This is a genomic window from Bacillus sp. CCNWLW194, from assembly GCF_037120585.1.
Lineage (GTDB): Bacteria > Bacillota > Bacilli > Bacillales > Bacillaceae_G > Bacillus_A > Bacillus_A basilensis.
On the sequence record NZ_JBBBBL010000013.1, the window covers coordinates 85042 to 111550 of the forward strand.

Sequence of the window (26509 nt, forward strand, 5' to 3'; positions counted from 1 at the left end):
TGTTCTTTAAAGCGGATTACACTTCGGCATTTCAAGCCCAGACGATTGAGCTAATTTTAATAAGTAATAACATTCCTCTCTTGCCATATGATCTGCCATTCTCGCTGATAATTCACTTAATATTTCATTTGATAACTCCAATTCTTCAACTTCATGTAAAAAATGTGAAAATAATTTTAGTTCAAGTGAAACATCTTTTGTAAACTTCTTTAACGCTGGAAAATGGTGAAGCTCTGTTCTTAAATACCCTGTCATTTCAACTGCCTTCAAATAAAATTGTTCAAAGTGCTTCTCGAATTCTTCACTTTTCTCTTTTAATCTTTTTTCAACAAGATCTAACCCACCAGAAATAGAGCCTGCATGACCAGCTGCATCTGTTAACCAAACGAGATGATAATGCAGTTCATGAAAAACAGGTGGAATTTCCCCTTTCTTCAAAAACTCTAAAACCATTATATACTCTTCCACTTCGTTTACCATATGATTAATAAAAGTTGGCGTAAAATGAATGGTAATCTTCCCTTCCAACTGTTTCTGTATAATATTTAATTTAAACGTTCGTATTTCCTTTGCAGCTTGTTCTGCCTCTTTTGAAAATACAATAAGATTGACATTCTGAACTTTATTTAACAAATTCGTAAATGTTTCAACAAAATAAGTAGCTTTTTTTATATCTTCTTTTTCCTTCGGAGCTAACGCATCAAGTAAAAATTGCGAATGATCACTCAACACTTTTAGCCAAAATTGATGCTCAAATAACGCACTTTCTTCATAATTCCTCTCCACTAAATCCCCTCCGTTTATTCGTCCTTTTCTATTACTTCAAGTTTATATCCATCTGGGTCTTGTACTACAATACTCTTCTCACGTTTATTTTCTGTATATAAAATTTCATAAAACGCTAGCTTCTTTTTTAACTTCTCTATGTTAGAAATCGAAAATGTTATAACCTCACATGAATTCATAACACTCTTCTCCTGTCCACCCAACATGCGATTCATAACAAAACTAATTCTCGTTGAATCAGCATCATACCAAACCCCTGTTACATCTGATTGTGGTCTTTCTAAACTAGGTTTGATCCCTAAAATCCCTTCGTAAAAATACAAAGTTTCCTTTAAGTTTTTCACTTTCAATACAATGAATTGTTTCACAGTCTCCACATTCATTCCCCCCGTACCTATTACTTTTTTATATGTGTCATAAATGCTCATTATGTCTGAATAGAATACATAGTAATGAACATTTAAGGAGGTTTATTCGTGAATCAATATATGAGATCATTCGTGCCCTATCATAGTCCTCTCGATCCTTGTCCTCCTATCGGAAAAAAATATTATTCTACTCCTCCTAATTTATTTTTAGGCTTTCAACCGCCAAACTTACCGCAATTCACGCCAAAAGAAGCACTACAAAAAGGGACTTTATGGCCTGTTTTTTATGACTATTATGAAAATCCTTATAAAAAAGGGCGGTGACTATTGACGTGAATCAATCGCTACCAGAAGAATACTATCAGCTTTTACTGGAGCTTCAAGAACTGGACTTTGTACTAGTTGAACTTACTCTTTATTTAGATACACATCCAGATGACACTGCTGCTATTAATCAATTTAATGACTTTTCCTATAAACGAAGAGTATTAAAACAAAAGATGGAAGAAAAATACGGACCACTCCAACAGTTTGGAAATAGCTATTCTAATGCCCCTTGGGAATGGAGCAAAGGTCCTTGGCCATGGCAAATATAAAGGAGAGAAACTATGTGGATTTATGAAAAAAAATTGCAATACCCAGTTAAAGTAGGAACTTGCAATCCAGCACTCGCAAAATTATTAATTGAACAATATGGCGGTGCAGATGGAGAGTTAGCTGCTGCACTCCGTTACTTAAATCAGCGATATACAATTCCCGATAAAGTCATTGGCCTCCTTACCGATATTGGTACAGAAGAATTTGCTCATCTTGAAATGATTGCTACGATGGTTTATAAGCTGACGAAAGATGCGACTCCTGAACAGATGAAGGCAGCTGGTCTCGATCCTCATTACGTCGACCATGACAGCGCACTTCACTACCATAACGCAGCTGGTGTTCCATTTACTGCAACCTATATACAAGCTAAAGGCGATCCAATTGCCGACCTATACGAAGATATTGCGGCTGAAGAAAAAGCACGGGCCACATACCAATGGCTTATTAACCAATCTGACGATCCCGATATAAATGATAGCTTGAGATTCTTACGTGAACGAGAAATTGTCCATTCACAACGTTTCCGAGAAGCAGTTGAAATTTTAAAAGAAGAACGTGATAAAAAAATATTTTTTTAAAACACATATCCTAGCGATATGTGTTTTTTTACGTTTAAAGTTAAATCCTTCCTATATTAAGCATATAAATAGTATATTTATTCAATTTTACGCATTATTTTAAAATATTTTTAAAATTCCCTATTGCTTTCTAGTCATCAGACCTTTAAAATAATAACAGTTACTCGACAAATTGTTTGAATTTTCGACAAAAACACTCATTAGGAGGAGTTTCTTTATATGCGTACAACTTTAAAACCAGCGCAAATACTTTCGATTAGTTTATTACTATTCGCAGTTTTCTTCGGTGCTGGTAATATGATTTTCCCGCCTCTTCTCGGTCTTTCTTCCGGAGAAAATATGTGGATTTCCATTACAGGATTTATTATTACAGACGTCGGTTTATCTTTACTAGCTATCGTCGCTGTTGCCCTTGCCGGTGGTAGTTTTAACACTTTAGCAAGCCGTGTTCATCCAAAATTCGCAGCAGTATTCGCTATCATTATTTATCTTTCAATCGGCCCACTATTTGTTATTCCACGAACTGGATCTGTATCTTACGAAATTGGGATTGCACCACTTTTCCCAGACCAATGGTACTCTATGTTAGTTTTTAGTGCAATTTTCTTTACAGTCGCCTACTTCTTATCATTAAATCCATCAAAATTAGTAGATCATATCGGAAAAATATTAACGCCAATTCTACTTGTAATTATTGCAATTATGGCAACAAAAGCGATTCTTTCACCAGGAACGTTTGCAGAACCTGTTGGTGACTATAAAGAAATTCCATTTTTCAAAGGATTTCTTGAAGGATTTTTAACATTAGATGCAATTGGTGCTCTCGTATTATCAACAATCGTTGTAAATGCAATTCGCCAAAACGGTATACAAGAGAAAAAATCGATCGCAAAATATACAATTATTTGTGGGAGCATTGCAGCTCTATTCTTAACAATTGTTTATTTCTTACTTGGTTATATCGGCGCTTCAAACGGCAACTTAGGACAATTCGAGAACGGTGGTCAACTATTAGCTACTGTTATGTACCAGTTCTTTGGGACAAGCGGTAATGTTTTATTAAGTATCGCAATTATTTTTGCATGTTTAACGACTGCAATTGGTGTTGTAAGTGCATTCGCCAACTATTTTGCAACAGTACTAACAAACGTTTCCTACAAAAAGCTCGTACTATACGTTTGTATTTTTAGCTTCGTGATTTCAAACTTAGGATTAAGTTTATTAATCAAAATTACATTACCTGTATTAATTATTTTATATCCAATTACAATCATTTTAATTTTCGTATCATTTATTGACAAATATACGAAACGTAAACCTTCTGTCTACATCGGAGCAATGATCGCAGCATTCCTTATTAGCTGTATTCATGCACTGGATAATGTGGAAATGATACCAAGCTTTATTGCTAATATCGTACACACCATTCCTTTTTATAGCTTAGGAATTGGTTGGATTATTCCAGCAATCATCGGTGGTATAATCGGATACTACATTCCCCAAACAGAAGCTGAAGGTGAAGTTTCTACAAAATAAAGAAAAGAAGCAAGCATGAAATCCATGCTTGCTTCTTTTTCTCTTCACATCGTATGTTTAAAAGTAAATAACTCTTCTTTCGACTGCACAACAGATTGTTCCTCTTCTACAACATCCTTCTTTAGCTCTCCTCCTAACCTTACTTTCATCATCGCCTCTTCGATACTTTTTACAATCATATTTCCTGAAAAAATAGTAAGTCCAAAAAATGTAATCGGAACGAGAGGGATCCACGGATTCACTGTTAATGATCTAAAATAGACTCCAATTAACCCTGACCATTCATGTGTGTAAGATTCTATTTCTTCTATCGGTCCTAAAAACTTAACCGTTCCGCCAAAGAATATTTCTAGTAACCCTAAGTGCAGTAAAATAGTAAGAGTCTGCGTAAACTGCTGAAAAAATACAAGTATAAACGTCATATAAAGATGCGGGAAAAGATGCTTTATAACAATATGTCTTCTCGATCCACCTAATATGCGCGCGGCATCAACAAATTCCTCCGTTCGCAATTTACGAACTTCCTTCGCAACATACAGTGCAATAACTGGCATTACAAGCATTACAAGTAAGATAACTTGAAACGAAGCCCTTTCAAAAAAGGTTGTTGTTTCCTCCCCACTTCCAAATGTACTTGCAAATTGAAGAAAAAAATACGCAATCATAACTGTCGGAATAACTGTAAAACTATCAAAGAAAGCTTCAATTTTTGAAAATCCTCTTTTTATGTACGTTCCGAGCACGACACCGAAAAATACACCTATTACCATTCTAAGTGCCGCAATTAAAATAGATATACCAATCGTCCATTTCGCGCCTTCAATGACTAAATGTAACAGGTCATACCCTTTCCGATCTGTCCCAAGTAAAAATTGTAATGAAGGTGAAAAAGGTGGCACTTGTGGATTTTCATCCGCATCATATTGCAATGTAACTTGTCTAATGTGCCCATCATTCCATAACGTATTTCCAATGCTCAACAGAACTAATATGAGAAGAAACCCAATGCTTATCCAAAATCTTTTATCACGTTTTATATACGTCCACATATTATAATCTCTCCTTCATCGCAGCCGGAATGAGATAATGAAACAATTTAAATAAAATAAAAATCGGAATATAAATAAGCAGTACACTCACGATAAAAACTTCAACTCTAATACCCTCATACGATTTCAAAAACATAAAAATACCACCCGTATTAAAAATCCATTCTATAATATATAAATTAGATAACATAAAAAAGATATTCGTTTTCGCAAAGAATAATGTACTAAGCAACACATTTCGTAAAATATGACGATTTAAAATATGAAAGCGCCCCAGCCCTTTCGCCTTAGCAAATAGTACATAATCTTTTTCTAGTTCATTTTCAAAACGAAGCACGACCATTTTTACAAACATAATCGTAGTCGGGATGCTCAAACACAATATTGGCAACCCCCTAATCGACTCGCCTCCAATTGAAGCAATTTGAAAAGGTAAAAAACCTGTTTGTTTAAAAAACCATACAACTAAAATTTGTGAACCTAAAATAAGAAGAATATCTGGAATGGATTCTAGAAAGATGAGAAATGATTTAATTCGATGTTGTAGACGCGATGAACTACTCATAATTACATAAACAATACAAAATGCTACCAATAATGAAATGAAAAAAGCGGCTAAAAAAATAATAATCGTTTCTTTATAATGGACGAACAACTGCGGAAATAAAAATTTACCTCTCACATATTGCAAATTGGAAATATCCATTAAGTTCGTAAATATTTCTTTTAAACTCTGTATGTACTTCGATGCGTTCAGCTCAAATCCATAAAATAATTTCGGCAGAGCCCCTAAAATAATAATACCCAAAATCGAAATAAGAAATTGAATCGTCACTTCCATTCCATTCAAAAATACTTTTTTGACCATTTTCGCCCTTCTCTCTCTATAATTTACCCCTTAATTTTATTCTTAATTTTCTGAATTGTAAATATTCAATATATAAAAATCGCTAGGTTATGACCCTAACGATTCTTTGTGTACCTGTTTTTCTCTTTTCGCAAACGGCATATACAAAATAAAACATCCAATAAGCGCTGCGAGTTCTAATGAAATAATATAGTAAGGATGCGGTCCTAACATATCAAGTAATGAAGCAGTTTCTGGCTTATGAGCTAAAAACATATAATTTCCACCCGTTTTGTAATTCACAAACGAAACAATTGGAATCAATATGTTTAAAAATATCATCGTGCGTTTAATAGATTGTACTGTCGGACGATACCCTTCTACCCAAGTCGTAAAGAGCGGTGCCCAAATGAGTAATACATGCGCGATGAAATATTCAATGAATCGAAAATGCGGAAAAGCATACTGCAAGTTCGGCGTTAAAATAGCTTGTGATGCACCAATAATTCCCGTAAAAAATACAATCTCATATATGCGATAACTTTTCGTTACAATCATAATTGACGCTAACAACAAACTAATCGTACACAACTCAAACGGTAATGAAGTGGCTAGCTCAAAAATCCCCGCTTTCCACTCCCACATATGAAGTCCAATTTCACTCCCTATAAATAGAAATGCAATCGCATATCGAACCGTTATATTCCACTCACTTTGACGTAATACATCTTGGTATTGATATAAAAAAACGATCCCCACCAACATAATAAATAATATAATGGCATGTTGCCTTGAGTATGGAATAAACGGTTTTAATGGATGTGCACTAAAATAAGCTTCCATCTTTTTTCCTCTCCTTCCTACAATATTATTGTAAGAAAAAAACGACGCGTCAATTCATTTGCTTAAGCTAGGACAACCTCTACCTTACATTTACATATTCATACCTTACAAAACTGTAAGGTTATTGTAAGCTAAAACGATTTGTCAGATTCTTCACCTCTTCTATACTGAATGTAGATACTAAAACGAACGAAAAGGTGATAAATAGATGAAGAAGAAAAATAAAGTGTTAATTACTAGTGTAGTAGCAATCGGTATTGCAGCTGGATCATATTTTGCATTTGCTGGCGGTGGTTCAGATGTTGCAATGGCATATAGCGGATATAAAGTAACAGAAAAACAAATTGAAAACGCGCAAAAATTTGGCGGTGAAGTCATTCCAAGCGGAATCGAAACAATTTCATTTGATCCAACAAAAGGTACGTATGAATTATCTGTAAAAAAAGATGATGAAGTGAAAAAAGGTCAACTCCTTTTTAAATATAATGACCCTACTGCGAAACAAGGTGTAACAGAAGCAGAAATGCAAAAGAAAATTGCACAAAAAGAAGTAACATTGTTCCAAAAACAAATTGATACAGCGAAACAAAAATTACAAAAAGATAAAAATGCAGGCCTTCCCGCTGAAGCATTAAAAGCATCCGAAATCGAAGTGCAACAATTAGAATCACAACTTGAAATGAAAAAGTTTGAAGTTGAAAAAGCTGATGAAATGATTAAAGCAGCAAAAGAGAAAGTAAATACACTTTCTGTAACAAGTCCTGCTGATGGCGTAATTGATGATATCGTAAAAATTGCTGATGAAAAAACAGGTATGAGCGGCATTACACTTCGTCACGCTGGTCCATTTAAAGTAAAAGGTCAACTTTCTGAATATGAGCTTGCTAGTATGAAAGTTGGGCAAGAAGTAACTGTTTCATCAAAAACGGTCGCTGGTAAGACTTGGACAGGAAAAGTAACAGAAATCGGTTCTACACCATTAAAGAGTATGGATGAAAACAAAACAGTTTCTAACTATCAATTCACTGTCACATTAGATAATAGTGAAGAATTACAAAACGGCTTCCACGTTTACGTAACAAGTAAATCTGGCGAAGCAACTGGTACGATTGTTCCGAAAAGTAGCATCGTGAAAAAAGGTGACAAAAATATTGTCTTCGTTGTAAAAGATGGCAAAGCGAAAGAACAAGCGGTTACTATTGAATTCGAAACAGATAGCGAAGCAAAAGTTTCTGGAGTGAAAAAAGGAGAACAAATTATCTCTAAACCTGAAAAAGACTTAAAAGATGGTATGGAGGTTGTCGTTGAATGATTAACTTAAAAGGCATCACGAAATCTTTCCAAAATGGTGCAGAATCCGTTCAAATATTACACGGCATTGACGTAACACTGAACCAAGGAGAATTCACTTCTATTATGGGACCATCTGGTTCTGGTAAATCAACATTAATGAACATTATCGGTTGCTTAGATAAACCGACGACAGGTGCATACGAACTAGCTGGTCAAAATATTTCAAACATGTCTGAGACAGAACTTGCACGCGTTCGTAATAAAGAGATCGGGTTCGTATTCCAAAACTTCATGTTATTACCGAGACTTACAGCACTTCAAAATGTAGAGCTACCTCTTATTTACGCTGGAGTCGATAAAAAAGAAAGACGTGAGCGCTCATTAGCTGCTTTAACAAAAGTAGGTTTAGCTGATCGTGCCACTCACCTGCCGAACGAATTATCAGGTGGACAAAAGCAGCGTGTCGCTGTTGCACGTGCAATCGTAAATAACCCGAAATTCATCTTAGCCGATGAACCAACGGGAGCGCTTGATACGAAAACAAGTACACAGATTATGGACCTCTTTTACGAATTAAATAAACAAGGCTCAACAATCATTATGATTACCCACGATCGTGAAATTGGGGAAGCAGCAGCCCGCCAAATTGTAATTCGTGACGGAAATATCGTCCAAGATTGGAGAGGTTAATTTTGAACACGAGTGAAAATATACGCATGGCCCTTTCCTCTATCTTTGCTCATAAAATGCGTTCTATCTTAACGATGTTAGGTATTATTATCGGTATTAGTGCCATTATTACTATCATTTCAATGGGTGATGGTACTAACGCAAAGTTTAAAAAAGAATTAGGCCAAGGAAAAGATAACGAAGTAACGATTTACTACAACAATCCTGACTATGGAACAGATAATGCCAAAATTACAGCTGATATGCTAAACCGTCTGCAAACTGTACCAGGCGTTAAAGATGTGTATCCTGATGTAAGTATGAAAGTAAAAGCATCTTCTGGTTCAAAAGATGTAAATCTTGACTTAAAAGGTGGAACAGGCGCCTTTATGACAGATTCGAAAATAAAATTAGTTCACGGTCGTGAATTAAACGACAGCGAATTAAACCAAGCAATCCCTGCTGTTATATTAAATGAAGAAGCTTTCAACAAATTATTTAGTGGTTGGGAATCAAATCAATACACAGATATAAAAGGAAAGCCGTATAAAATAGTCGGTGTATACGAAACGAAAAACGACTTCGGAATGCCTATGCCTGAAGGTTATACGTCACTTGAAAACGCGCCTGTCATTTCAGGAGTAAATGAGTATGACTCTGTAAGATTAACAATGACCTCTCCGACAGAGCGTAAAAGTGTAGAAAAACAAGCCGTTTCTGTTTTAAACGAAATGAAAGCTCCTAAATTTGAGCATAAATTCGAAGCACAAGACTTAGGTGAATTTACAAAGCAATTAGATGAATCAATCGGTATGATGAAGATGGTATTCGGTGGTATTGCCGCTATTTCCTTACTTGTTGGTGGTATCGGTGTAATGAACATTATGCTTGTATCTGTAACAGAACGTACACGTGAAATCGGTATTCGTAAAGCACTTGGTGCGACGCGCGGTAAAGTGTTAACACAATTCTTAATCGAATCTTGTATTTTAACAGGACTCGGTGGTTTCATCGGATTCATGCTCGGTATCTTCTTCGCTTGGATCGTCTCAATCTTTGCCGGATGGCCACTCGTTGTCTCAAAAGAACTTGGACTTCTTGCAGTAGGTATCTCAATGTTAATCGGTATTATATTCGGTCTACTACCAGCTAACAAAGCTGCAAAACTGGATCCAATTGAATGTTTACGATATGAATAAATAAAAAACGTAGGAGTTTACACTCTTACGTTTTTTATTTATCTATTAAATCGTGTTTCTTCTATTATATATGTTTCACGTTATAAACACCTTTAATTATTTTAACCTACTAAAGCTATTATAGAATCCTATTATTGCAAAAATAATATGTGACAGACCAAAATCAAGGCGTAATTTTTTCCATACCTCGACTTATTTTGTAACAATTACGGCGATTTTTTATTAAATTTCACCTCATTTATATTCCTCCACAGCTAAAATAGTTATTTTTACATAACTAATCACCTGTTCCAACAGCAAAATACGTCATTTTCGTAACAGTTAAGAAATATTTATGTAACACTACAGAAACACTATTAACCTATTAGAAATTGAAATACCATCCATTTTATGTATAACATGCTCAAACCTCCCCTAAAAACTATAAGAAAGCGCTTTTAGGATATTACTGGAATTATTACAGAATATTAAAGCCCCGTTACGAAAGTTTTGTAATTCGATGTTTTTCGCAAATAAGAAAATAATGGTTGCTATAATGAGGTCAACGAAAACAAATGCAATGGAGGCTATTATGAAAAAATTTATGGGTATAGCAACAGCAGCGGTTTTTGGTCTTGGGATTTTCACAACATCTGCTAAAGCAGAAACAATCGTAACGACTGATGTACTAAATGTACGAGAAAACCCAACTACTGAATCAAAAGTTGTAGGAAAATTATTAGATGGATATAAAGTTAACGTTTTACATACAGAAAACGGATGGTCAAAAGTGAAATTGAATAGCGGTAAAGAAGCTTTCATTAGCGCTGACTACACAAAAGACACTTACTACGTAACAGCAAACGTATTAAACGTACGTGCTGGTGCAAACACAGACTCAGAAATTCTTGGTAAATTGAAACAAGATGATGTAATTGAAACAACACACCAAGTTGAAAATGATTGGATCCAATTTGAATATAACGGAAAAACAGCTTATGTTCATGTTCCTTACTTAACAGGTAAAGCTCCAATTAAAGTACAGCCAGTAGTTAAAGCTGAAAAAACAACTAAAGTTCAAGATACAGCTAAAGTTCGTGAAGCAGTTAAAGCTGGTGAAGTAGCTGAAACTCAAGCAAAAGCTAAAGCTCAGGCAGCAACTGAAGCTCGTGAAGCAGCTGAAGCTCAAGCAGCGGCTAAAGCTCAAGAAGCAGCTAAAGCTCGTGAAGTAGCTAAAGCTCAAGAAGCAGCTAAAGCTCAGGCAGAAGCTGAAGCTCAAGCAGAAGTTAAAGCTCAAGAGGCAGCTAAAGCTCGTGAAGCAGCTAAAGCTCAAGAAGCAGCTGAGGCTCAAGCAGCGGCTAAAGCTCAAGAAGCAGCTAAAGCTCGTGAAGCAGCTAAAGCTCAGGCAGAAGCTGAAGCTCAAGCAGAAGTTAAAGCTCAAGAGGCAGCTAAAGCTCGTGAAGCGGCTAAAACTCAAAAACCAGCTACACAACAACCTGTTGCAAAAGAAACTGAAACAAGTGCACCATCATCTTCTCGTGAGTTACGCGTTGTAGCAACAGCTTACACAGCAGATCCACTTGAAAATGGTTATAAAGCAGGCGACCAAGTAAAATCAGCTTTAGGTCACAACCTAACAGCTAATCCAAACATGAAACTAATCGCAGTTGATCCAAGTGTCATTCCATTAGGTTCAAAAGTATGGGTTGAAGGTTACGGAGTAGCAATCGCTGGTGATACTGGTGGAGCTATTAAAGGAAATAAAATTGATGTTTTAATGCCTGATAAAGGCACATCAAGTAACTGGGGACGTAAAACAGTTACAGTTAAAGTATTAAACTAGTTACCATATAAAAAAGAGTCAGTCTCATTGAGGCTGACTCTTTTTGCATTCCTTCTAAAGGAAAATATACTTCTACCTGAAATTATATCAATGATTTTTCAAATATATCTATCGTAACCTACAATATATCAACGATTTTTCGAATATATCTATCGTAACTTATAATATATCAACTATTCGACAAGGGATATCGATTTACCGACAAACTTTGACATTACAAAGTACTTTATGATAAAAAGGCTGCCCAAAATTCGGACAGCCCCCTATACTTCCCTATTCCACACAAGTAAACTGTGTCCAAGCTCCTACATAATCTAGTAAGAATAACTCTTCTTCCGCTATTGTGCCGACGATATTTTTCCGTTCATCTATCGGCATTTCTTTTAGAATGATTTGTAGTTCGCCTTTATACTTACCAAATGAGTTGTTACCAATTACAACTTGCCCTCTTTCCTGTAGTACACTTTCGCGCACCGGGAAGTCATAGTCTTTGTATCTTTTACGTACTTCTGTAGAACGTACCATATATTCTGTTATGTCACCACGTCTTACGTGTAATTCTTGCAGTGTCGCTCTCTTCTCTACTTCAGTCGCTTCGTCTACAAAGTTTACTTTTAGCTGTAACATGTAACGATTTAAGTTTCCTAGTTTCTCTAACTCTTCTTCACTTGCATAAGCATTTCCGATAATCACATCATCAATTAGCCCTGTTGCCCATAAATGTTTCGCTTGTACTTCAATTGGTAAATTACGATGCCCTTCTAACGTACATAATCCGTCGTTAATATCCCATGGACCGATGTTAGCTGCATGTGACGTAATAAATGCTGCTGTGCGAATACCATGTTTTTTAAAGCGTTCACTACAGCGAATGAAATAGTCATACGGAAGTCCAGTAAATTTTTGCGGATAGAAGTTATGACAACCAATTAAAGCTGGCTTATTCGCTTGATGCGAAAGAATATTTTCTAAATACGCAATATCGTTACTTACATTTAGCTCAATTTTTAAACCATACGGATTATTCGTCATTTTCGCTTCTGTTAATCCGTCAAATCCTAAATCTAAACGAATACCATCTGCACCTAACTCTGCGAAAAATGATAGATCACTATAACTAATACCGAGCTGATCAAAGACAGCTGGAGCTACATCTAAAATAACTTCCATATTGTTATCTTTTGCATGATTAATAATTTCTTTAAATTCAGCTACAATTTCTTCTTTCGGACGATTCACAGATAATAGACATGTAAATATTCTTGAAAAACCGTGGCGTGCCGCTGCCGAAATGTATGCCATATCTTTTTCTTTCGTTGAATGCTCTGGATAAAGTGAAATTCCTAATTTACGCTCCATGCTTTTGCATCTCCTTCACACGTTGTATTAATGCCATGCTCGTAAATCTATATTTTGCAGATAAACATGTTGCACATAAAATCGTTGGTACGATGATAACGTACGGTGATTGTAAGCTTAGCATTACATAGGCACCCATTGAACTACCGATAAATAAAATTGATACGAGTAGTAACACTAATAACGATTTACTTTGTACCCATTTTGAATAATGTGCGATACACTGTCCCGCTACAAATGTAATTAAGATGATAATTGCTCCGAGCATTCTGTTTTCTCCTCTCCTGCTAATTGTTGTTTCTCATACATTTTGAAGAATGGATAGTAAATAACGAATGAGATAACAAAGTTAACAAGTACAAGTACACCAGCCATAATTGTCCAGTCCGTACTAATAATCGCTGCAATTGGTGCTAACATCGTAAATGGCAACTTCGCCATCATCATCGGAATCATACCTGAAACCACTGCGAAATATGATACTGTCGTTGTCACTAACGGTGTAATAACGAACGGAATAATTAAGATTGGGTTCATTACAATTGGTGCCCCGAAAATAATCGGCTCGTTAATATTGAATAAACCTGGTACAAATGATAATCTACCTAACTCTTTTAAGAACTTAGATTTAGAGAACATAAACATAATTACTAAAGCTAACGTTGAGCCTGATCCACCGATCCATACGAACCATTGAATAAATTGCTCTGTAAATAAGTTTGGTAACTGATGTGCATTTCCTGTAGCTGTGAATACTTCCATATTTTCAAGAATTGCTGAATCCCACATCGGACGAATGATTGGTCCTAAAATCGCTGGTCCATGTATACCGAATGACCAGAAGAACACGATTAAGAATACTGTTAATAAACCGCCGAATAAATTATTTCCTACTAATACTGATTTTAATGGTGCGATTAAATATGTGATCGTTGTATTTACATCAAATTTTAAACCGTAACGAATGCCCCAGAATAAAAGAATAACGACTAGAGTTGGAATTAATGCTGCAAACGAGTTTGCAACTGCTGGTGGTACACTATCTGGTAATTTAATCGAGATATTATGCTTAATCATAAAGTGATAAATTTCTACTGCAATTAATGCTGTAACAATTGCGCCGAATAAAGATGTTGCACTTAATGTTCCTACTGAAATATATCTACCTGCATCAATAACACCTGGCACAGCTTTCGTGATTTGAATTGGTTCAACCGATGCTAGTAAAAAGGCGAGTACGGATAATAATCCTGCACTTAATTGATTGAGCTGATAAAAGTTGGCGAGCGAAGCCCCTACCCCAAATGCTGCGTATAATGCCATTAATCCTACTGTAAATCGGAATGGAATATCTAAAATATGACGAAACGGTGCAATCCACTCCATATATGCATCAATCGGTAAATTTAAAAAGATAACGAAAAATGATCCGACAATCGTTAACGGTAATGTAGAAATAACCCCGTTTCGAATTGCTAATAAATGTCGCTGTCCCGCAATCTTTTGCGTTGTTGGCATAATCTTTTGTTCCATAAAACTCATAAATCCATTCATCAATACCCCTCCTCTTTCTCTTTTCTACGAAAGAACAAAATAAAGTTATAACATTATAATGTTTATATTTAAAAAAATATAATTATGCTAAAACTAATTGTTCTGCTTGCTTAAGCACTTTCAAACCATCACACATGCCATAATCTCGTTGTTCTATAATCGCAACTGGTATATTATATGAATTTGCAAGAAACTCTACCGCTGGAAATAAATATTTCACTTGCGGACCGATTAAAACGACATCAGCTTCCTTAATTTCAAGCTTCACTAGTTCTGAATCAACCGCCTTAATTTTATAATTCTTTCCTTGCTTCTTTGCTTCTTCTTGCATTTTTCTTACGACCATACTCGTTGACATACCTGCTGCACAACATAATAAAATGTACATCTTATACTGTCACTTTCTCTTCCACTCGTTTATGAAGAGTAATAAATTCTTCCGCAAGTTCTTTCACTGTAATTGCATTCATTAAATGATCTTGTGCATGCACTAACAGTAAACTTATTTCTGCATGATTTCCTCTTGCTTCCTCTTGAATTAAATCCGTCTGAATACGATGAGCTGCTGAAATTTCTTCACTAGCAAGTTTCATCTTTTCACTCGCATTCTCAAAATCTCCTTGTCTTGCAAAAGCAATTGCTTCAAGCGATGCGCTTCTCGCGTTGCCACCATGTAAAATTAACGCAAATGGAGTTTGCATATCAGTCATTTTAAATTCCCCCAAGCTATCTTTTTTCTATATTTTTATCTTATTATGAAAACGCATACAATTAAACATAAAAAACTTCCGTTATGTAACGGAAGTTTTTATATACTTTTTTAAACCAATAGTAAAATCTCTTGAAAATCTTCAATACCTTCAGTTTGAGTTAGTTTCTCTATCGTACTTTGACTAGACATAATATCATATAAAAAATCATAAAGCCGTTGTAAATCTTCATTATTATTGCGCTTTACACTAAATAAAATAATTAGTTGTACTTTTTTATCTCCCCAATCAACAGCCTTTTCAAGTGTACAAAACATCAAAAATGTTTCCGCACTTAATAACTGCATCGGATGAGGAATCGCAACTAAATTCCCAACCGCTGTCGGAGATGTATTTTCTCTTTCCATAACAGAACCATAAAAGTTTTCTGGTACATAGTTTTTCTCAGCAGCTTTCTCACATAAAAACTGAATTACCTCTTCTTTCGTAGAAGCACTATGATTTAAAAAGATTAAATCTTTCTTAATATATTGCTGTACACTATTATTCACATGCGTAAACAACTGCTGACCAATCGATTTAATCTCTTTATCATCAAATATTGAGTTCACTTTTATAACCGGCACAGGCAAACCACTCGGTATATGAATTGTACTAATAATACAATCTATTTTATCTTTATAAAGTTCTTCTACTTTCAATTGATAATAACCTGTAATACCTACAATCTCTAATTTATCTCGGAACTGTGATAAAATTTTATATTTCAATAGCTGGGCGCTTCCTTGACCAGTCGCACAAACTAATAAGCATCTTTTCTTTTGATTCTGTTCCTGTAAACGGCTCATCGCTCCGCCGAAATGAATCGCAATATAACCAATTTCACTTTCCGGAATCGACTCACCTGTATATTCACCAATTATATCTCCAACGAGAACCGCAATTTCAAAAGCATACGGATAATTCTTTTTTACTTCTGCCAAAAGAGGATTTCTCGTATTTAACTTATACTTCAAACGGTTTAATAACGTTTTTAAATGAACACCAAATCCAAATAATAATTCTTCATCATAATAAAAAATAAGATTCCGTTCTTCTGCTACTTTAAAAAGAATATGTTGCATGAATGCATATAGATCTTTCCCTAATAGTTCTTCCACATTTTCATAACGATCTTTTGCTGTAACAGCAGTGCTTAATAAATGCATTGTCACATATAAAACTTCTTCTTCTGGAAATGAAAGATGCAACTCTTTCTCTAAATCCCCTACAATCTGTTTCGCAATTGCATATTCTTTCTTTATTATAAGTTCAGCTTGCTCCTTATTCAGCCCTTTCATATAATGCTGATCCTCACAACGCTTTAATGCGATTGCAATATGAATAACTAAATTATCAATTTCTATATCTGATAAATATATCGTCCCTCCCTCAATATACTTTAATATAACCGAACGGATAAGCGGTATATGAGGTAACGATAAATATGTATCACTCTGCTCAAATTGCTCATGAAACGGAGTATGGTCATAACGCGGTAAACCATATTGTGATAAACAAGAACGAATATGAAACTCCTCACCCACAATACGTATACCATAATACGGTCTCTTTTCAATTTGCAGTTTATAGCGACCACATATATCTGTAACATCTTTCATAATTAAATTCACAGTCGATTTACTCACATAAATCTCCTCTGCTAACTGTGAAAGCTTCACATATCCCTCTGTCGTTAAAATACGTTGCAGAATGTAAGCTACCCTTTCTTCATAAGAAGATGGGATCTTTTCCGTCTGCTTTTGAAATAGACTCATGCAAAACTCTTCAAACTTCTTCGTTTGTATAATTTCTAGTTCGTATCCAGTCCCTCTTTGCGATTCAATTTTCGCTCCGTTTTCTACCAATATATCATTTAATAATTTTATATCTTTTTGAATCGTCTTCGTTGATACATGTAAACGGCTTGCTAAAAAAGCTCGATTTAACATCGATTTCTCTTCTAAAAACTCTTCTAAAATAGAAATTAATCGCTGATGCACCTTTGTCATAGCTCTTCCTCTCACTCTATATATATAAAAGGGAAAAAGCTGCTGAAGTCAGTAGTTTTTCCCTTTGATTTTATCTATTTCTTTAATGTAAATCCGAATTTATCCCATGCTTGTAAATAATCTAATAAGAAAATTTCCTCTTCCACAATTCGGCCAACTACATTTGTTTTTCCTGTATTCACCATGTCTTTTAATGCAATTTGTAATTCGCCTTTATATTGACCATATTGCTCATTATCAATTAAAAGATCGCCACGCTTAATTTCGCGCGTATTATGAGGTTTAAACTCTTCTTTTTTATATTTCACACGGCTTTGTGTCGAGCGAATCATATATTCAGATACATCCCCGCGATAAAAATGAGGTTCGTCTAATACGATAATTCTTTCTAGTTCTGTCGTTGTATCATATAACTCTATATCAAATGTTTGTTTCTCTTTATTTAATGCACCTAGTGCCTCTAATTCTTCTTCTGACGCATATGCATTCGCAATAATAACATCATCAATTAATTCCGTCGCAAATAAATGCTTCGCTTGTGTTGTCATTGGTAATTCACGATGCTTCTCTAACGTACATAATCCTTCTGTTACTGGCCAAGGTCCATATGTTGCATCAAATGATGAAATAAAAGTAGCCGTTCTCATACCGTAATCTTTAAATTGTTTCGAGCATTTAATAAAATGATCGTATGATAATCCTGAATAACGATGCGGATAAAAATTATGGCAACCAATTAAATTTTCGCGATTTGGTCTATGGCTCATAATATTATCTACATACTTCGTACCGTTACTCATATTAATCTCAATTTTTAAGCCGTATGGATTGTAAGTCATAATCGATTCTTCTAAACCAGAGAATCCAACATCTAAACGAATACCGTACGCACCTAGTTCATGGAAGAACGATAAATCATTATACGAAATACCTAGTTGTTCAAAAACAGCTGGACTAATATCAACTAACACTTGGAAACCTAATGCATTTGCATGAGAGATCGTTTCTTTAAACTCTTCTATAATTTTCTCTTTTTCACCATCTACAGATAATAAACATGTAAATACACGATTAAATCCGTATTTACTTGCTAATGTTAAATACTCCTTGTCTTTCTCTACTGTTGAATGTTCTGGATAAATAGAAATACCTAATCGTCTCATATGTACACGCCTCTTTCTTCATCATATTGTAAACCTTTTCAAATATATGTAGCGAAAAAGTATATATCCCCTTCTCTTCCACTATCCTTTGAATCCGCTTTCGTTAAAGAAAAAATAATTTCTATCATTCATAATAATTACTAGTCTATACATCTATACTTTACATCTTTTTTTCATAGTTGTGTAGTCTTTCCACAAATTTGTCAGTTTTTTTACCTCGAAAATTGTTGTACGTTTTCAAGGCACCTTCCTTGACTGTTACATTGACCAATACATATACTCGAAAGAAAAGAGAATTTTTTTATATAGGGGATGAATATATGGGAGAAGCAATACTCGTAAAACGAGAACCGTTATGGACGAAAGAGTTTTTTGCGCTAATTCTGGCAAACTTATGTATGTTTTTAGGGTTTCAAATGTTAATTCCGACTTTACCTGTTTATGTGAAAGAAATTGGCGGCACAAGTTCCAATATCGGATTTGTTGTCGGTATGTTTACCGTTGCAGCACTTTTTGTTAGACCGCTAACTGGGAACGCCTTGCAGAAATTCAATAAAAAAATCATTTTAATGATTGGCACTGCTATTTGTTTACTCGCTATGGGTAGTTATCTTTTCGCTTCAACTGTTTTCCTATTGCTTGCCGTTCGAATTTTACATGGAGCTGGTTTTGGTATTACAACGACTACATACGGAACTGTCGTTTCAGATTTAATTCCGCAAGCTCGCCGCGGTGAGGGCATGGGATATTTCGGACTTTCTGGAACAATTGCAATGGCGCTCGGTCCACTGATCGGACTTTGGCTTATGCAAACATATAACTTCACGATTCTTTTTTTATGTGCACTTTCCTGTACAATTGTTTCATTAATATTAACGAAACTACTTCAAATCAAAAAATCGCCACAACCACCGAAGCAAACATCCGGTACCTTTCTCGATGGTTTTATTGAGCGCAAAGCTTTACTTCCTTCATTATTAATATTATGTATTACATTAATGTACGGAGGAATCGGAAGCTTTATTACGTTATTTGCTACGGAAGTCGGCATTGCTGATATAAGCCTCTTCTTCTTATTTAATGCACTTGCAATCGCTGTTACTCGTCCATTTTCTGGAAAGTTATATGATGCGAAAGGTCATTCATTCGTTATAATTCCAGGAGTTATTATTACGTTTACAGGTATTATTTTATTGTCGTATACGACTACTATTCCAAGCTTAATTATTGCAGCAGCATGCTACGGAAGTGGTTTCGGAGCGATTCAACCTGCACTACAAGCATGGATGATCGACCGAGTAGCACCGCACCGACGAGGCGTTGCAACAGCTACATTCTTCTCAGCATTTGACCTTGGAATTGGTGCTGGCGCGATTATTTTTGGATTCATTGCACATTTTACAAACTACGCAACGGTATATCGCTATTCCTCTCTATTACTTATTGCTTTCCTCTTCATTTACATTACAAGTATAAGAAAACAAAAGCATGGTGATAAAAATACGGAAAAAGCTGCTGGATAATTCAGCGGCTTTTTTATCGTGTCAAAAGAATGGTTCTCCCTTATTTTGCTGTTATAAAACTACATGCATTTCCTACATATTTTTTTACCTTTCATCAAAAAATATACGATGAACTCACAGACGCTTTCCTTCATATACAAATGAAAAACACTATTCTAAAGAGTGTGATTTCTTTACAAAAATACGATTTACAAAAGATAAAAACCAATAAAATACAGCTGTTTCTTTAAAGAATTGTAAACTTTTCATCCCTTTGTAAATTTAGTGTAAATTTTACTGATAAATCGTTTACAGTGGCTCACGGTTTAGTTAATAATTACATCGTACATGAAATTTAAGGAGTGGAATGCGTGGAATACAATGTTCAAGATATGATCTTCCAGTTCATTGGTGGATTAGGTATTTTCTTATTCGGAATTAAATACATGGGCGATGGACTGCAACAAGCAGCTGGAGATCGTCTTCGCGATATTCTAGATCGCTTTACAACAAACCCACTTATGGGTGTACTAGCAGGTATGTTAGTTACTGTATTAATCCAATCAAGTTCAGGAACAACCGCTTTAACAGTCGGACTTGTAAGTGCCGGATTTATGACATTAAGACAAGCAATTGGTGTTATTATGGGTGCGAACATCGGTACGACAGTTACTGCATTTATTATCGGAATTAAAATCGGAGAATACGCTCTCCCAATTATGGCAGTTGGAGCTATCTTATTATTCTTCTTTAAAAATAAAAAAGTACATTCTTTCGGTCAAGTTATATTCGGTTTTGGTATGTTATTCTTCGGTTTAGAATTAATGAGCACAGGTATGAAGCCTCTTCGCTCTTTAGAATCATTCCAAGAATTAATGGTTAGCATGAGTGACAATCCAATTCTAGGTATCGTTGTCGGTACAGTTTTCACTTTAATTGTACAAAGTTCAAGCGCAACAATCGGTATTTTACAAGAACTATTCGGTCAAGGTGCAATCGATTTACAAGCTTCTCTTCCTGTATTATTTGGTGATAACATTGGTACGACAATTACAGCTGTATTAGCAGCTATCGGTACTTCTATTGCTGCAAGACGTGCTGCATTAGTTCACGTTATTTTTAATATCGTCGGTACGATTATCTTTACGATTTTATTAGTACCTTTTACAAGTTTAATTCAATATTTCCAAACGTCATTAAACTTAAATCCAGAAATGACAATCGCATTTGCACACGGAACATTTAATGTAACGAATACAATTATTCAGTTCCCATTCATCGCTGTATTAGCATGGATTGTAACAAAAATCATTCGTGGTGAAGATGCAGCTATTGATTTCAAACCACAACATTTAAATCCAATCTTTATCGAACAATCTCCAGCCATCGCTTTAACAGAAGTTCAAAAAGAAGTTGTCCGTATGGCTGAGTTTTCATTACATGGATTAAACGAAGCAAATCAATTTTTAAACACACAAGACAAAAAACACGCTGATATGGCTACTCAATTAGAAGGAGCTATTAACAATTTAGATAAAAAAATTACCGAGTATTTAGTTTTACTATCAGAAAAGCCGCTTTCACCTACAGACTCTGAGAAGCATTCAGTTCTAGCGGGTGTTGTTGGAGATATTGAACGTGTCGGTGATCATGTAGAAAACCTTGTAGAACTTGTAGACTTCCAAATTTCAAATCGTGTTTCTCTATCAGACGAAGCACTAACTGAATTAAATGAAATGCTTGAATTAACAATTTCAACATTACAAGATGCAATCAACGCTTTAACAAACTTCGATACTGAACTAGCACAAACGGTTATTGCAAAAGAACGTAAAATCGATCAAATGGAACGTGTTCTTCGTAAACGTCACGTATTACGTCTAAACGAACGTAGCTGTTCTGGCGATGCAAGTATCATCTTCGTTGATATGGTAAGTAACTTAGAGCGTATCGGTGATCACGCTGTAAATATTGCTGATGGTGTTTTAGGTGAACAAGGAAAAATCAATTTAAAACAATCATTATAATAGGAAAGAGACGCTAATGTAAGCGTCTCTTTTTCATTTCATATCATATTTACTATTGTTCTTCCTTTTAACTTTCCTTGCAATATAAGTGTAAACTTCTCATCTAACTCTTCTAATGTACATTCTTCTGTATAAGATAGTAACTCTTTATTTTCCCATTCACTTGCTAAGAGTGTCCATACATCTCTTCTCACATCCACTGGGCATTGCACAGAATCTACCCCTAAAAGGCTTATACCTCGCAAAATAAACGGGTATACCGTTGTTTGTAATTCCTGGCCGGCCACATTACCGCATGTCGTTACACAACCACCATACTTTACCGTTTTCAAAGCTGTTTCTAACATATGTCCACCTACAGTATCGATAACTCCGGCGTATATTCCTTTAAGCATTGGTCTTCCGGATTCATCATTCAATTCCGCGCGATGAATCACCTTTTTCGCCCCTAAACGTAGTAACATCTCTTCCTCTTCCATTTTCCCTGTCGCTCCTACTACGTTATATCCTAACCTACTTAAAATACTAACAGCCACACTCCCTACGCCGCCTGTAGCCCCCGTTACTAAAACATCGCCCATACTAGGCGTTACTCCTGCTCTAATAAGCTTATATACTGATAAAGCAGCTGTAAAACCTGCTGTCCCGTACATCATACTTTCCTTTAATGACATTCCCTCTGGCAAAGAGATAATCCAAGATGCTGGCACGCGAATATACTCTCCGAAACCACCAGAAGTATTCATACCTAAATCATATCCCGTTACAATGACTTGGTCTCCTAGCTTAATAGTTTCATCCTCACTACTCACAACTACTCCTGCTGCATCAATTCCTGGTGTATGAGGATATGTTCTCGTAACACCTTTATTACCTGTGGCTGAAAGAGCATCTTTATAATTTAATGAAGAATAATGAACCTGTATTAATACGTCTCCCTCAGGTAAACTACTTACTTCTCTCTCGACAACGTTTCTTACAAACTGCTTATTTTCTGTTTCGTTCACAACGATTGCTCGGAATGATGTATGATTCATTATGCTCTTTCTCCTTTATCCGTAAAATTCTTCTTTATTATATAGAAAATATACATACGGCTACTCATTTCTTCTTGGCTATATTTCAACAAATCTTACTTCTCTATTACTTTCTCATAATACATATTTTCATTTCTACTAAAACAACTTATACTTATTCTACATCTCAAAAATAAAATATAGAAAATCTGACTTTTTATAAATAAATTGAATTTTTACGAAATGTAAATGATTTGTAATGTTTTTTTTCGCTAAATTTCATTATAATAAGTGGATATGAGTGTCGTATTTCAATTCAAATGAAGGAGTACAAGAAATGGAGCAAAACCCATCTTTGCAAGAAAATACACGCAGTAAACCGAAAAATAGTAAGAAAAAAATAAAAATTATTATAAGCGTTATTCTATTCTTTTTAATAGTAGGTGGCGGTTATACTTGGTTTTTAGTAAATAAAGCATCTTCTGCTGTTCGAAATGCCGCACACGATTTAGCACGCGGTGATAAATCTGATTTACGTGATAAAGCTGTAAAACCTATTACGAACAATGTCTCTGTCTTAGTAATGGGTGTTGATGAAAGCGATGTCCGTGGGAAAGAATACGGTGAAGCTATAAGAACGGATGCACTATTACTTGCAACGTTTAATAAAGATAGCAAAACTGTAAAACTATTAAGTATTCCACGAGATACATATACTTATATTCCAGTGGAAAAGAAAAAAGATAAAATTACACACGCTCATGCATACGGTTCTACTAAAAACGGAAAAGATGGTGGACCACAAGCAAGTATTGATGCAGTTGAAAAATTACTAAATGTTCCTGTTGATTACTTTGTAAAGTTTAACTTCAAATCATTTATGAAAATTGTAGATGATTTAGGCGGTATTGAAGTCGATGTACCAGTTGAATTCACTGAACAAGATAGTAATGATAATGCTGATGCAATTCACCTGAAAAAAGGTGTTCAAAAGCTAAATAGTGAAGAAGCTCTCGCTCTTGCTAGAACGCGCCACATCGATAGTGATGCAATGCGTGGACAACGTCAACAACTCGTTATTGAAGCAATTTTAAAGAAACTAACAAGCGTTGGGTCTGTAACAAAAGTTGGTAATATTATTGATGATATTAACGGGCAATTCGTTACAAACTTAACATTCGATGATATGCTTTCATTCTATAAATATGGGGCGGATTCTTCAATTGAGAAATTACAAATTCAAGGTGACGACTGCTATATGGAAAAAGGTGACGATACATGTAGCAAATCTGCTGGTGGTGGCCGAACGTATTACTACAATCCAGATAAAAAAGAATTAGCAACTGTTACAAACCAACTTCGTACTCACCTTGGATTACCTGCATATACAAAAACAGACTCTGATTCGAAGAAAACAAGTACAGAGAAAACAAAAGAATCTAAGTCTGAAAATTCAAGTGAACGCGAATCAAGTAACAATGAAGTGAAAAATAAGAATAAAAATAGCAGTGAAGACACAGAAACATCGTCTAACGACAATGAATAAAAAAGAAGCAGTTCTCTATGGAGGTAGAGTACTGCTTCTTTTTATTTCTCCATAATTAAAAATCAGAACTTTCTAACTATCTTTTTTAATATTTTTAAATTATAATAAATAGTAGCAATCTATTCCAATTATCAGGGGGCTCATACATATGAAAGCTGCAGTAAAACATAACATCTCAGATTTTAAAGACTACTTAAAGTCAAACGATATATACATGGAAGAAAATATAGATGAAAATGATGGTTCTGTTCATTTTTCAGTAGGGTTAGAGACAGAAGCTGGAGCAAAAATTCAACTTATCGCTGCTTTTCAAAACGAACATCCTACTGTAGATATATACTGCTTCAATGTTGCTCACGTACCTAATGAAGCATCAACAAATGATATTTTGCACGTTATCAATGAATTAAACACATCTTATCGATTTGCAAAATTCACATTAAACAAGCAAAATGCAATTGATATTTCAGCATCTCTTGCATTCTCAGAACCAAACTTTAATCCAGCACTTGTCTTTGAACATACGAGAATGCTATATAAATTAGCAAATGACGAATATAAAAACTTAATGAAAGTTATTTGGGCATAATCAACCTGTCCTCAAATAGCGGGATAAATAAAAGGATGGGCTGCAAGCAGCGCCATCCTTTTATTTCGATATCATATCAAACCACATCTTAACAGCAGTGCCTACAATCAAAATCGATAACATATATTGTAGTGCTTTTTGATTGATCCTCTTCCCAACTCGCGCTCCAAGCGGCGCAGCAAAGATACTTGCAATCGCAATGATAAGAGCTGGAATTACAACTACTTGCCCAGTTATCACTTTTCCAGTTGTAATCCCTACTGAGGAAATAAACGTAATAGCAATAGATGTCGCTATTGTTGTACGTATTGGTAATTTTAAAATAACTAGCATAATTGGAACTAAAAGGAACGAACCTCCAGCACCTATAATGCCTGACGCTCCGCCTACAATAAAAGCTAACAAGCTTGCTAACCATTTATTATATTTCACTTCATTACCATTATTACGTTTCGGTACGAACATCATAATAGCAGCAATTGTTGCTAATGCTGCATAAACAACATTTACCGTATGTTCCTCCAATACGTTAGCACCAAAACTCCCTATGAAACTTCCTATTAATATACTAGCTCCCATATACACAACTAGCGTTTTATCCATATCATTACTTTTTCGATAGGCCCATGCCCCTGCAAAAGTTGCAAAGAATACTTGCACCGCTGTAATACCACTCACTTCATGTGACGTATAACCAGTAAATCCTAGCAATACCGGAATGTATAGGATCATCGGGTAATTAATAATCGCACCGCCAATTCCAACCATTCCCGATATAAATGATCCTATAAACCCAATTATAAAAAGTAATACGACTAAACTCACCTTATATCCCCCGCCTTCTAAAAAGAAGGTGATTTAAATGAATAAGTTCACATTCCCATCTGAAGCATCTGCTAAATAAGCTCCTACTCCTGCAAACTCTACCCCTTCCATAATCTCTTCCTCTTTTAACCCTAATAAATCTACTGTCATTTGACAAGCTACAAGTTTAATCCCCTGTTCTTTCGCCAAATCCATTAAATCTGGTAAAGGCATCGCATTATGTTTTTTCATAATACCTTTAATCATCTTTGGTCCCATACCGGCAAAATTCATTTTTGATAATCCCATCTTATCAGCTCCGCGCGGCATCATTTTTCCAAATACTTTTTCGATAAAAGTTTTCTTTACCTTCACATGTTCATCTTTCCTTAAAGCATTTAATCCCCAGAAAGTATGAAAAATAGTAACCTCTTGATCATAAGCAGCTGCACCATTTGCAATAATATAAGCAGCCATCGCTTTATCATAATCTCCACTAAATAAAACGATTGTTGTTTTCTTCTGTTGTTCCATGTTGTTCTCCCTCCAATTACCTATAGGGGTATTTGATTGTTTATAAAAAGGCTCAAATCATTTA

General features: G+C 35.2%; 27 protein-coding genes. 12 read left to right on the forward strand and 15 right to left on the reverse strand.

The annotated features are described in order from the left end of the window. Positions 1-6: 6 nt before the first annotated feature. A complete protein-coding gene (locus tag V7S50_RS25120) occupies positions 7-786 on the reverse strand; it encodes a DUF2935 domain-containing protein (protein WP_242255864.1) in 780 nt (259 codons plus the stop codon). Between the two features lie 14 nt (positions 787-800). After that, complete coding sequence (locus tag V7S50_RS25125; protein WP_142332735.1) at positions 801-1214, reverse strand: VOC family protein; 414 nt, start codon at positions 1212-1214, stop codon at positions 801-803. Between the two features lie 48 nt (positions 1215-1262). On the opposite strand from V7S50_RS25125, the gene V7S50_RS25130 reads away from it, so the two are divergent. The 4 genes from V7S50_RS25130 to brnQ2 all read left to right on the forward strand — a co-directional run bounded on the left by V7S50_RS25130 (position 1263) and on the right by brnQ2 (position 3868). Then, complete coding sequence (locus tag V7S50_RS25130) at positions 1263-1478, forward strand: spore coat associated protein CotJA (RefSeq protein ID WP_242255862.1); 216 nt, start codon at positions 1263-1265, stop codon at positions 1476-1478. An 8-nt stretch (positions 1479-1486) separates the two neighbouring features. Beyond that, positions 1487-1750, forward strand: coding sequence for a spore coat protein CotJB (locus V7S50_RS25135; protein WP_001076510.1), 264 nt, complete (start codon positions 1487-1489; stop codon positions 1748-1750). Positions 1751-1762: 12 nt separating this feature from the next. After that, positions 1763-2332 carry a spore coat protein CotJC gene (gene cotJC, locus V7S50_RS25140; RefSeq protein WP_000265276.1) on the forward strand — a complete coding sequence of 190 codons (570 nt, stop codon included), beginning with the start codon at positions 1763-1765 and terminating at the stop codon, positions 2330-2332. A gap of 219 nt (positions 2333-2551) precedes the next feature. Next, positions 2552-3868: a branched-chain amino acid transport system II carrier protein BrnQ2 gene (gene brnQ2, locus V7S50_RS25145; RefSeq protein ID WP_242255861.1), complete on the forward strand. Its 1317-nt coding sequence runs from the start codon at positions 2552-2554 to the stop codon at positions 3866-3868. A gap of 44 nt (positions 3869-3912) precedes the next feature. On the opposite strand, the gene V7S50_RS25150 is transcribed toward brnQ2, so the two are convergent. The 3 genes from V7S50_RS25150 to V7S50_RS25160 form a co-directional block, all read right to left on the reverse strand. Then, entirely contained in the window at positions 3913-4917 is a 1005-nt protein-coding gene (locus tag V7S50_RS25150) for an ABC transporter permease (protein ID WP_242255859.1), read from the reverse strand. Between the two features lies 1 nt (position 4918). Further along, positions 4919-5785, reverse strand: coding sequence for an ABC transporter permease subunit (locus tag V7S50_RS25155; protein ID WP_242255857.1), 867 nt, complete (start codon positions 5783-5785; stop codon positions 4919-4921). Between the two features lie 87 nt (positions 5786-5872). Then, positions 5873-6607: a YwaF family protein gene (locus tag V7S50_RS25160; protein ID WP_242255856.1), complete on the reverse strand. Its 735-nt coding sequence runs from the start codon at positions 6605-6607 to the stop codon at positions 5873-5875. Between the two features lie 208 nt (positions 6608-6815). Between V7S50_RS25160 and V7S50_RS25165 the strand changes: the two genes are divergently transcribed. From V7S50_RS25165 to entC, 4 genes are all read left to right on the forward strand, one after another. After that, positions 6816-7919, forward strand: coding sequence for an efflux RND transporter periplasmic adaptor subunit (locus tag V7S50_RS25165; protein WP_242255855.1), 1104 nt, complete (start codon positions 6816-6818; stop codon positions 7917-7919). Further along, positions 7916-8590 carry an ABC transporter ATP-binding protein gene (locus V7S50_RS25170; protein WP_000609098.1) on the forward strand — a complete coding sequence of 225 codons (675 nt, stop codon included), beginning with the start codon at positions 7916-7918 and terminating at the stop codon, positions 8588-8590. Before V7S50_RS25165 ends, V7S50_RS25170 begins: the two co-directional genes overlap by 4 nt. A gap of 26 nt (positions 8591-8616) precedes the next feature. After that, on the forward strand, positions 8617-9768 hold the full coding sequence (locus V7S50_RS25175; RefSeq protein WP_412678171.1) for an ABC transporter permease: 1152 nt from the start codon (positions 8617-8619) through the stop codon (positions 9766-9768). A 448-nt stretch (positions 9769-10216) separates the two neighbouring features. Beyond that, complete coding sequence (gene entC, locus V7S50_RS25180) at positions 10217-11590, forward strand: cell wall-binding protein EntC (RefSeq protein ID WP_336376604.1); 1374 nt, start codon at positions 10217-10219, stop codon at positions 11588-11590. Positions 11591-11863: 273 nt separating this feature from the next. Here entC and V7S50_RS25185 read toward each other — a convergent pair whose 3' ends face one another. The 7 genes from V7S50_RS25185 to V7S50_RS25215 all read right to left on the reverse strand — a co-directional run bounded on the left by V7S50_RS25185 (position 11864) and on the right by V7S50_RS25215 (position 18427). Continuing rightward, positions 11864-12949 (reverse strand): DUF871 domain-containing protein, encoded by a 1086-nt coding sequence (locus tag V7S50_RS25185; RefSeq protein ID WP_242255854.1) that lies wholly within the window; start codon positions 12947-12949, stop codon positions 11864-11866. Continuing rightward, positions 12939-13217 (reverse strand): hypothetical protein, encoded by a 279-nt coding sequence (locus tag V7S50_RS25190; protein ID WP_151631572.1) that lies wholly within the window; start codon positions 13215-13217, stop codon positions 12939-12941. Before V7S50_RS25190 ends, V7S50_RS25185 begins: the two co-directional genes overlap by 11 nt. Beyond that, positions 13193-14503 (reverse strand): PTS sugar transporter subunit IIC, encoded by a 1311-nt coding sequence (locus tag V7S50_RS25195; protein WP_071747814.1) that lies wholly within the window; start codon positions 14501-14503, stop codon positions 13193-13195. Before V7S50_RS25195 ends, V7S50_RS25190 begins: the two co-directional genes overlap by 25 nt. 82 nt (positions 14504-14585) lie before the next feature. Further along, positions 14586-14891, reverse strand: coding sequence for a PTS sugar transporter subunit IIB (locus V7S50_RS25200; RefSeq protein WP_242255852.1), 306 nt, complete (start codon positions 14889-14891; stop codon positions 14586-14588). A 1-nt stretch (position 14892) separates the two neighbouring features. Further along, a complete protein-coding gene (locus V7S50_RS25205; RefSeq protein WP_199677941.1) occupies positions 14893-15213 on the reverse strand; it encodes a PTS lactose/cellobiose transporter subunit IIA in 321 nt (106 codons plus the stop codon). 110 nt (positions 15214-15323) lie between these two features. Then, a complete protein-coding gene (locus V7S50_RS25210) occupies positions 15324-17264 on the reverse strand; it encodes a BglG family transcription antiterminator (protein ID WP_242255850.1) in 1941 nt (646 codons plus the stop codon). Positions 17265-17338: 74 nt separating this feature from the next. Continuing rightward, positions 17339-18427: a DUF871 domain-containing protein gene (locus V7S50_RS25215; protein ID WP_242255848.1), complete on the reverse strand. Its 1089-nt coding sequence runs from the start codon at positions 18425-18427 to the stop codon at positions 17339-17341. 320 nt (positions 18428-18747) lie between these two features. On the opposite strand from V7S50_RS25215, the gene V7S50_RS25220 reads away from it, so the two are divergent. Both V7S50_RS25220 and V7S50_RS25225 read left to right on the forward strand, forming a co-directional pair. After that, a complete protein-coding gene (locus V7S50_RS25220; RefSeq protein WP_242255846.1) occupies positions 18748-19950 on the forward strand; it encodes an MFS transporter in 1203 nt (400 codons plus the stop codon). Between the two features lie 350 nt (positions 19951-20300). Next, positions 20301-21956 (forward strand): Na/Pi cotransporter family protein, encoded by a 1656-nt coding sequence (locus V7S50_RS25225; RefSeq protein WP_242255844.1) that lies wholly within the window; start codon positions 20301-20303, stop codon positions 21954-21956. Between the two features lie 38 nt (positions 21957-21994). Here V7S50_RS25225 and V7S50_RS25230 read toward each other — a convergent pair whose 3' ends face one another. Beyond that, complete coding sequence (locus tag V7S50_RS25230; protein WP_242255843.1) at positions 21995-22993, reverse strand: YhdH/YhfP family quinone oxidoreductase; 999 nt, start codon at positions 22991-22993, stop codon at positions 21995-21997. Between the two features lie 316 nt (positions 22994-23309). Between V7S50_RS25230 and V7S50_RS25235 the strand changes: the two genes are divergently transcribed. Beyond that, positions 23310-24518 carry an LCP family protein gene (locus tag V7S50_RS25235; RefSeq protein ID WP_242255842.1) on the forward strand — a complete coding sequence of 403 codons (1209 nt, stop codon included), beginning with the start codon at positions 23310-23312 and terminating at the stop codon, positions 24516-24518. Between the two features lie 148 nt (positions 24519-24666). Then, positions 24667-25107 carry a hypothetical protein gene (locus V7S50_RS25240; protein WP_016089221.1) on the forward strand — a complete coding sequence of 147 codons (441 nt, stop codon included), beginning with the start codon at positions 24667-24669 and terminating at the stop codon, positions 25105-25107. Positions 25108-25167: 60 nt separating this feature from the next. Here V7S50_RS25240 and V7S50_RS25245 read toward each other — a convergent pair whose 3' ends face one another. Beyond that, positions 25168-25932, reverse strand: a complete 765-nt coding sequence (locus V7S50_RS25245; RefSeq protein WP_242255840.1) for a sulfite exporter TauE/SafE family protein — start codon at positions 25930-25932, stop codon at positions 25168-25170. A gap of 33 nt (positions 25933-25965) precedes the next feature. Further along, positions 25966-26445, reverse strand: coding sequence for a DsrE/DsrF/DrsH-like family protein (locus V7S50_RS25250; protein WP_000437730.1), 480 nt, complete (start codon positions 26443-26445; stop codon positions 25966-25968). Positions 26446-26509 lie beyond the last annotated feature (64 nt).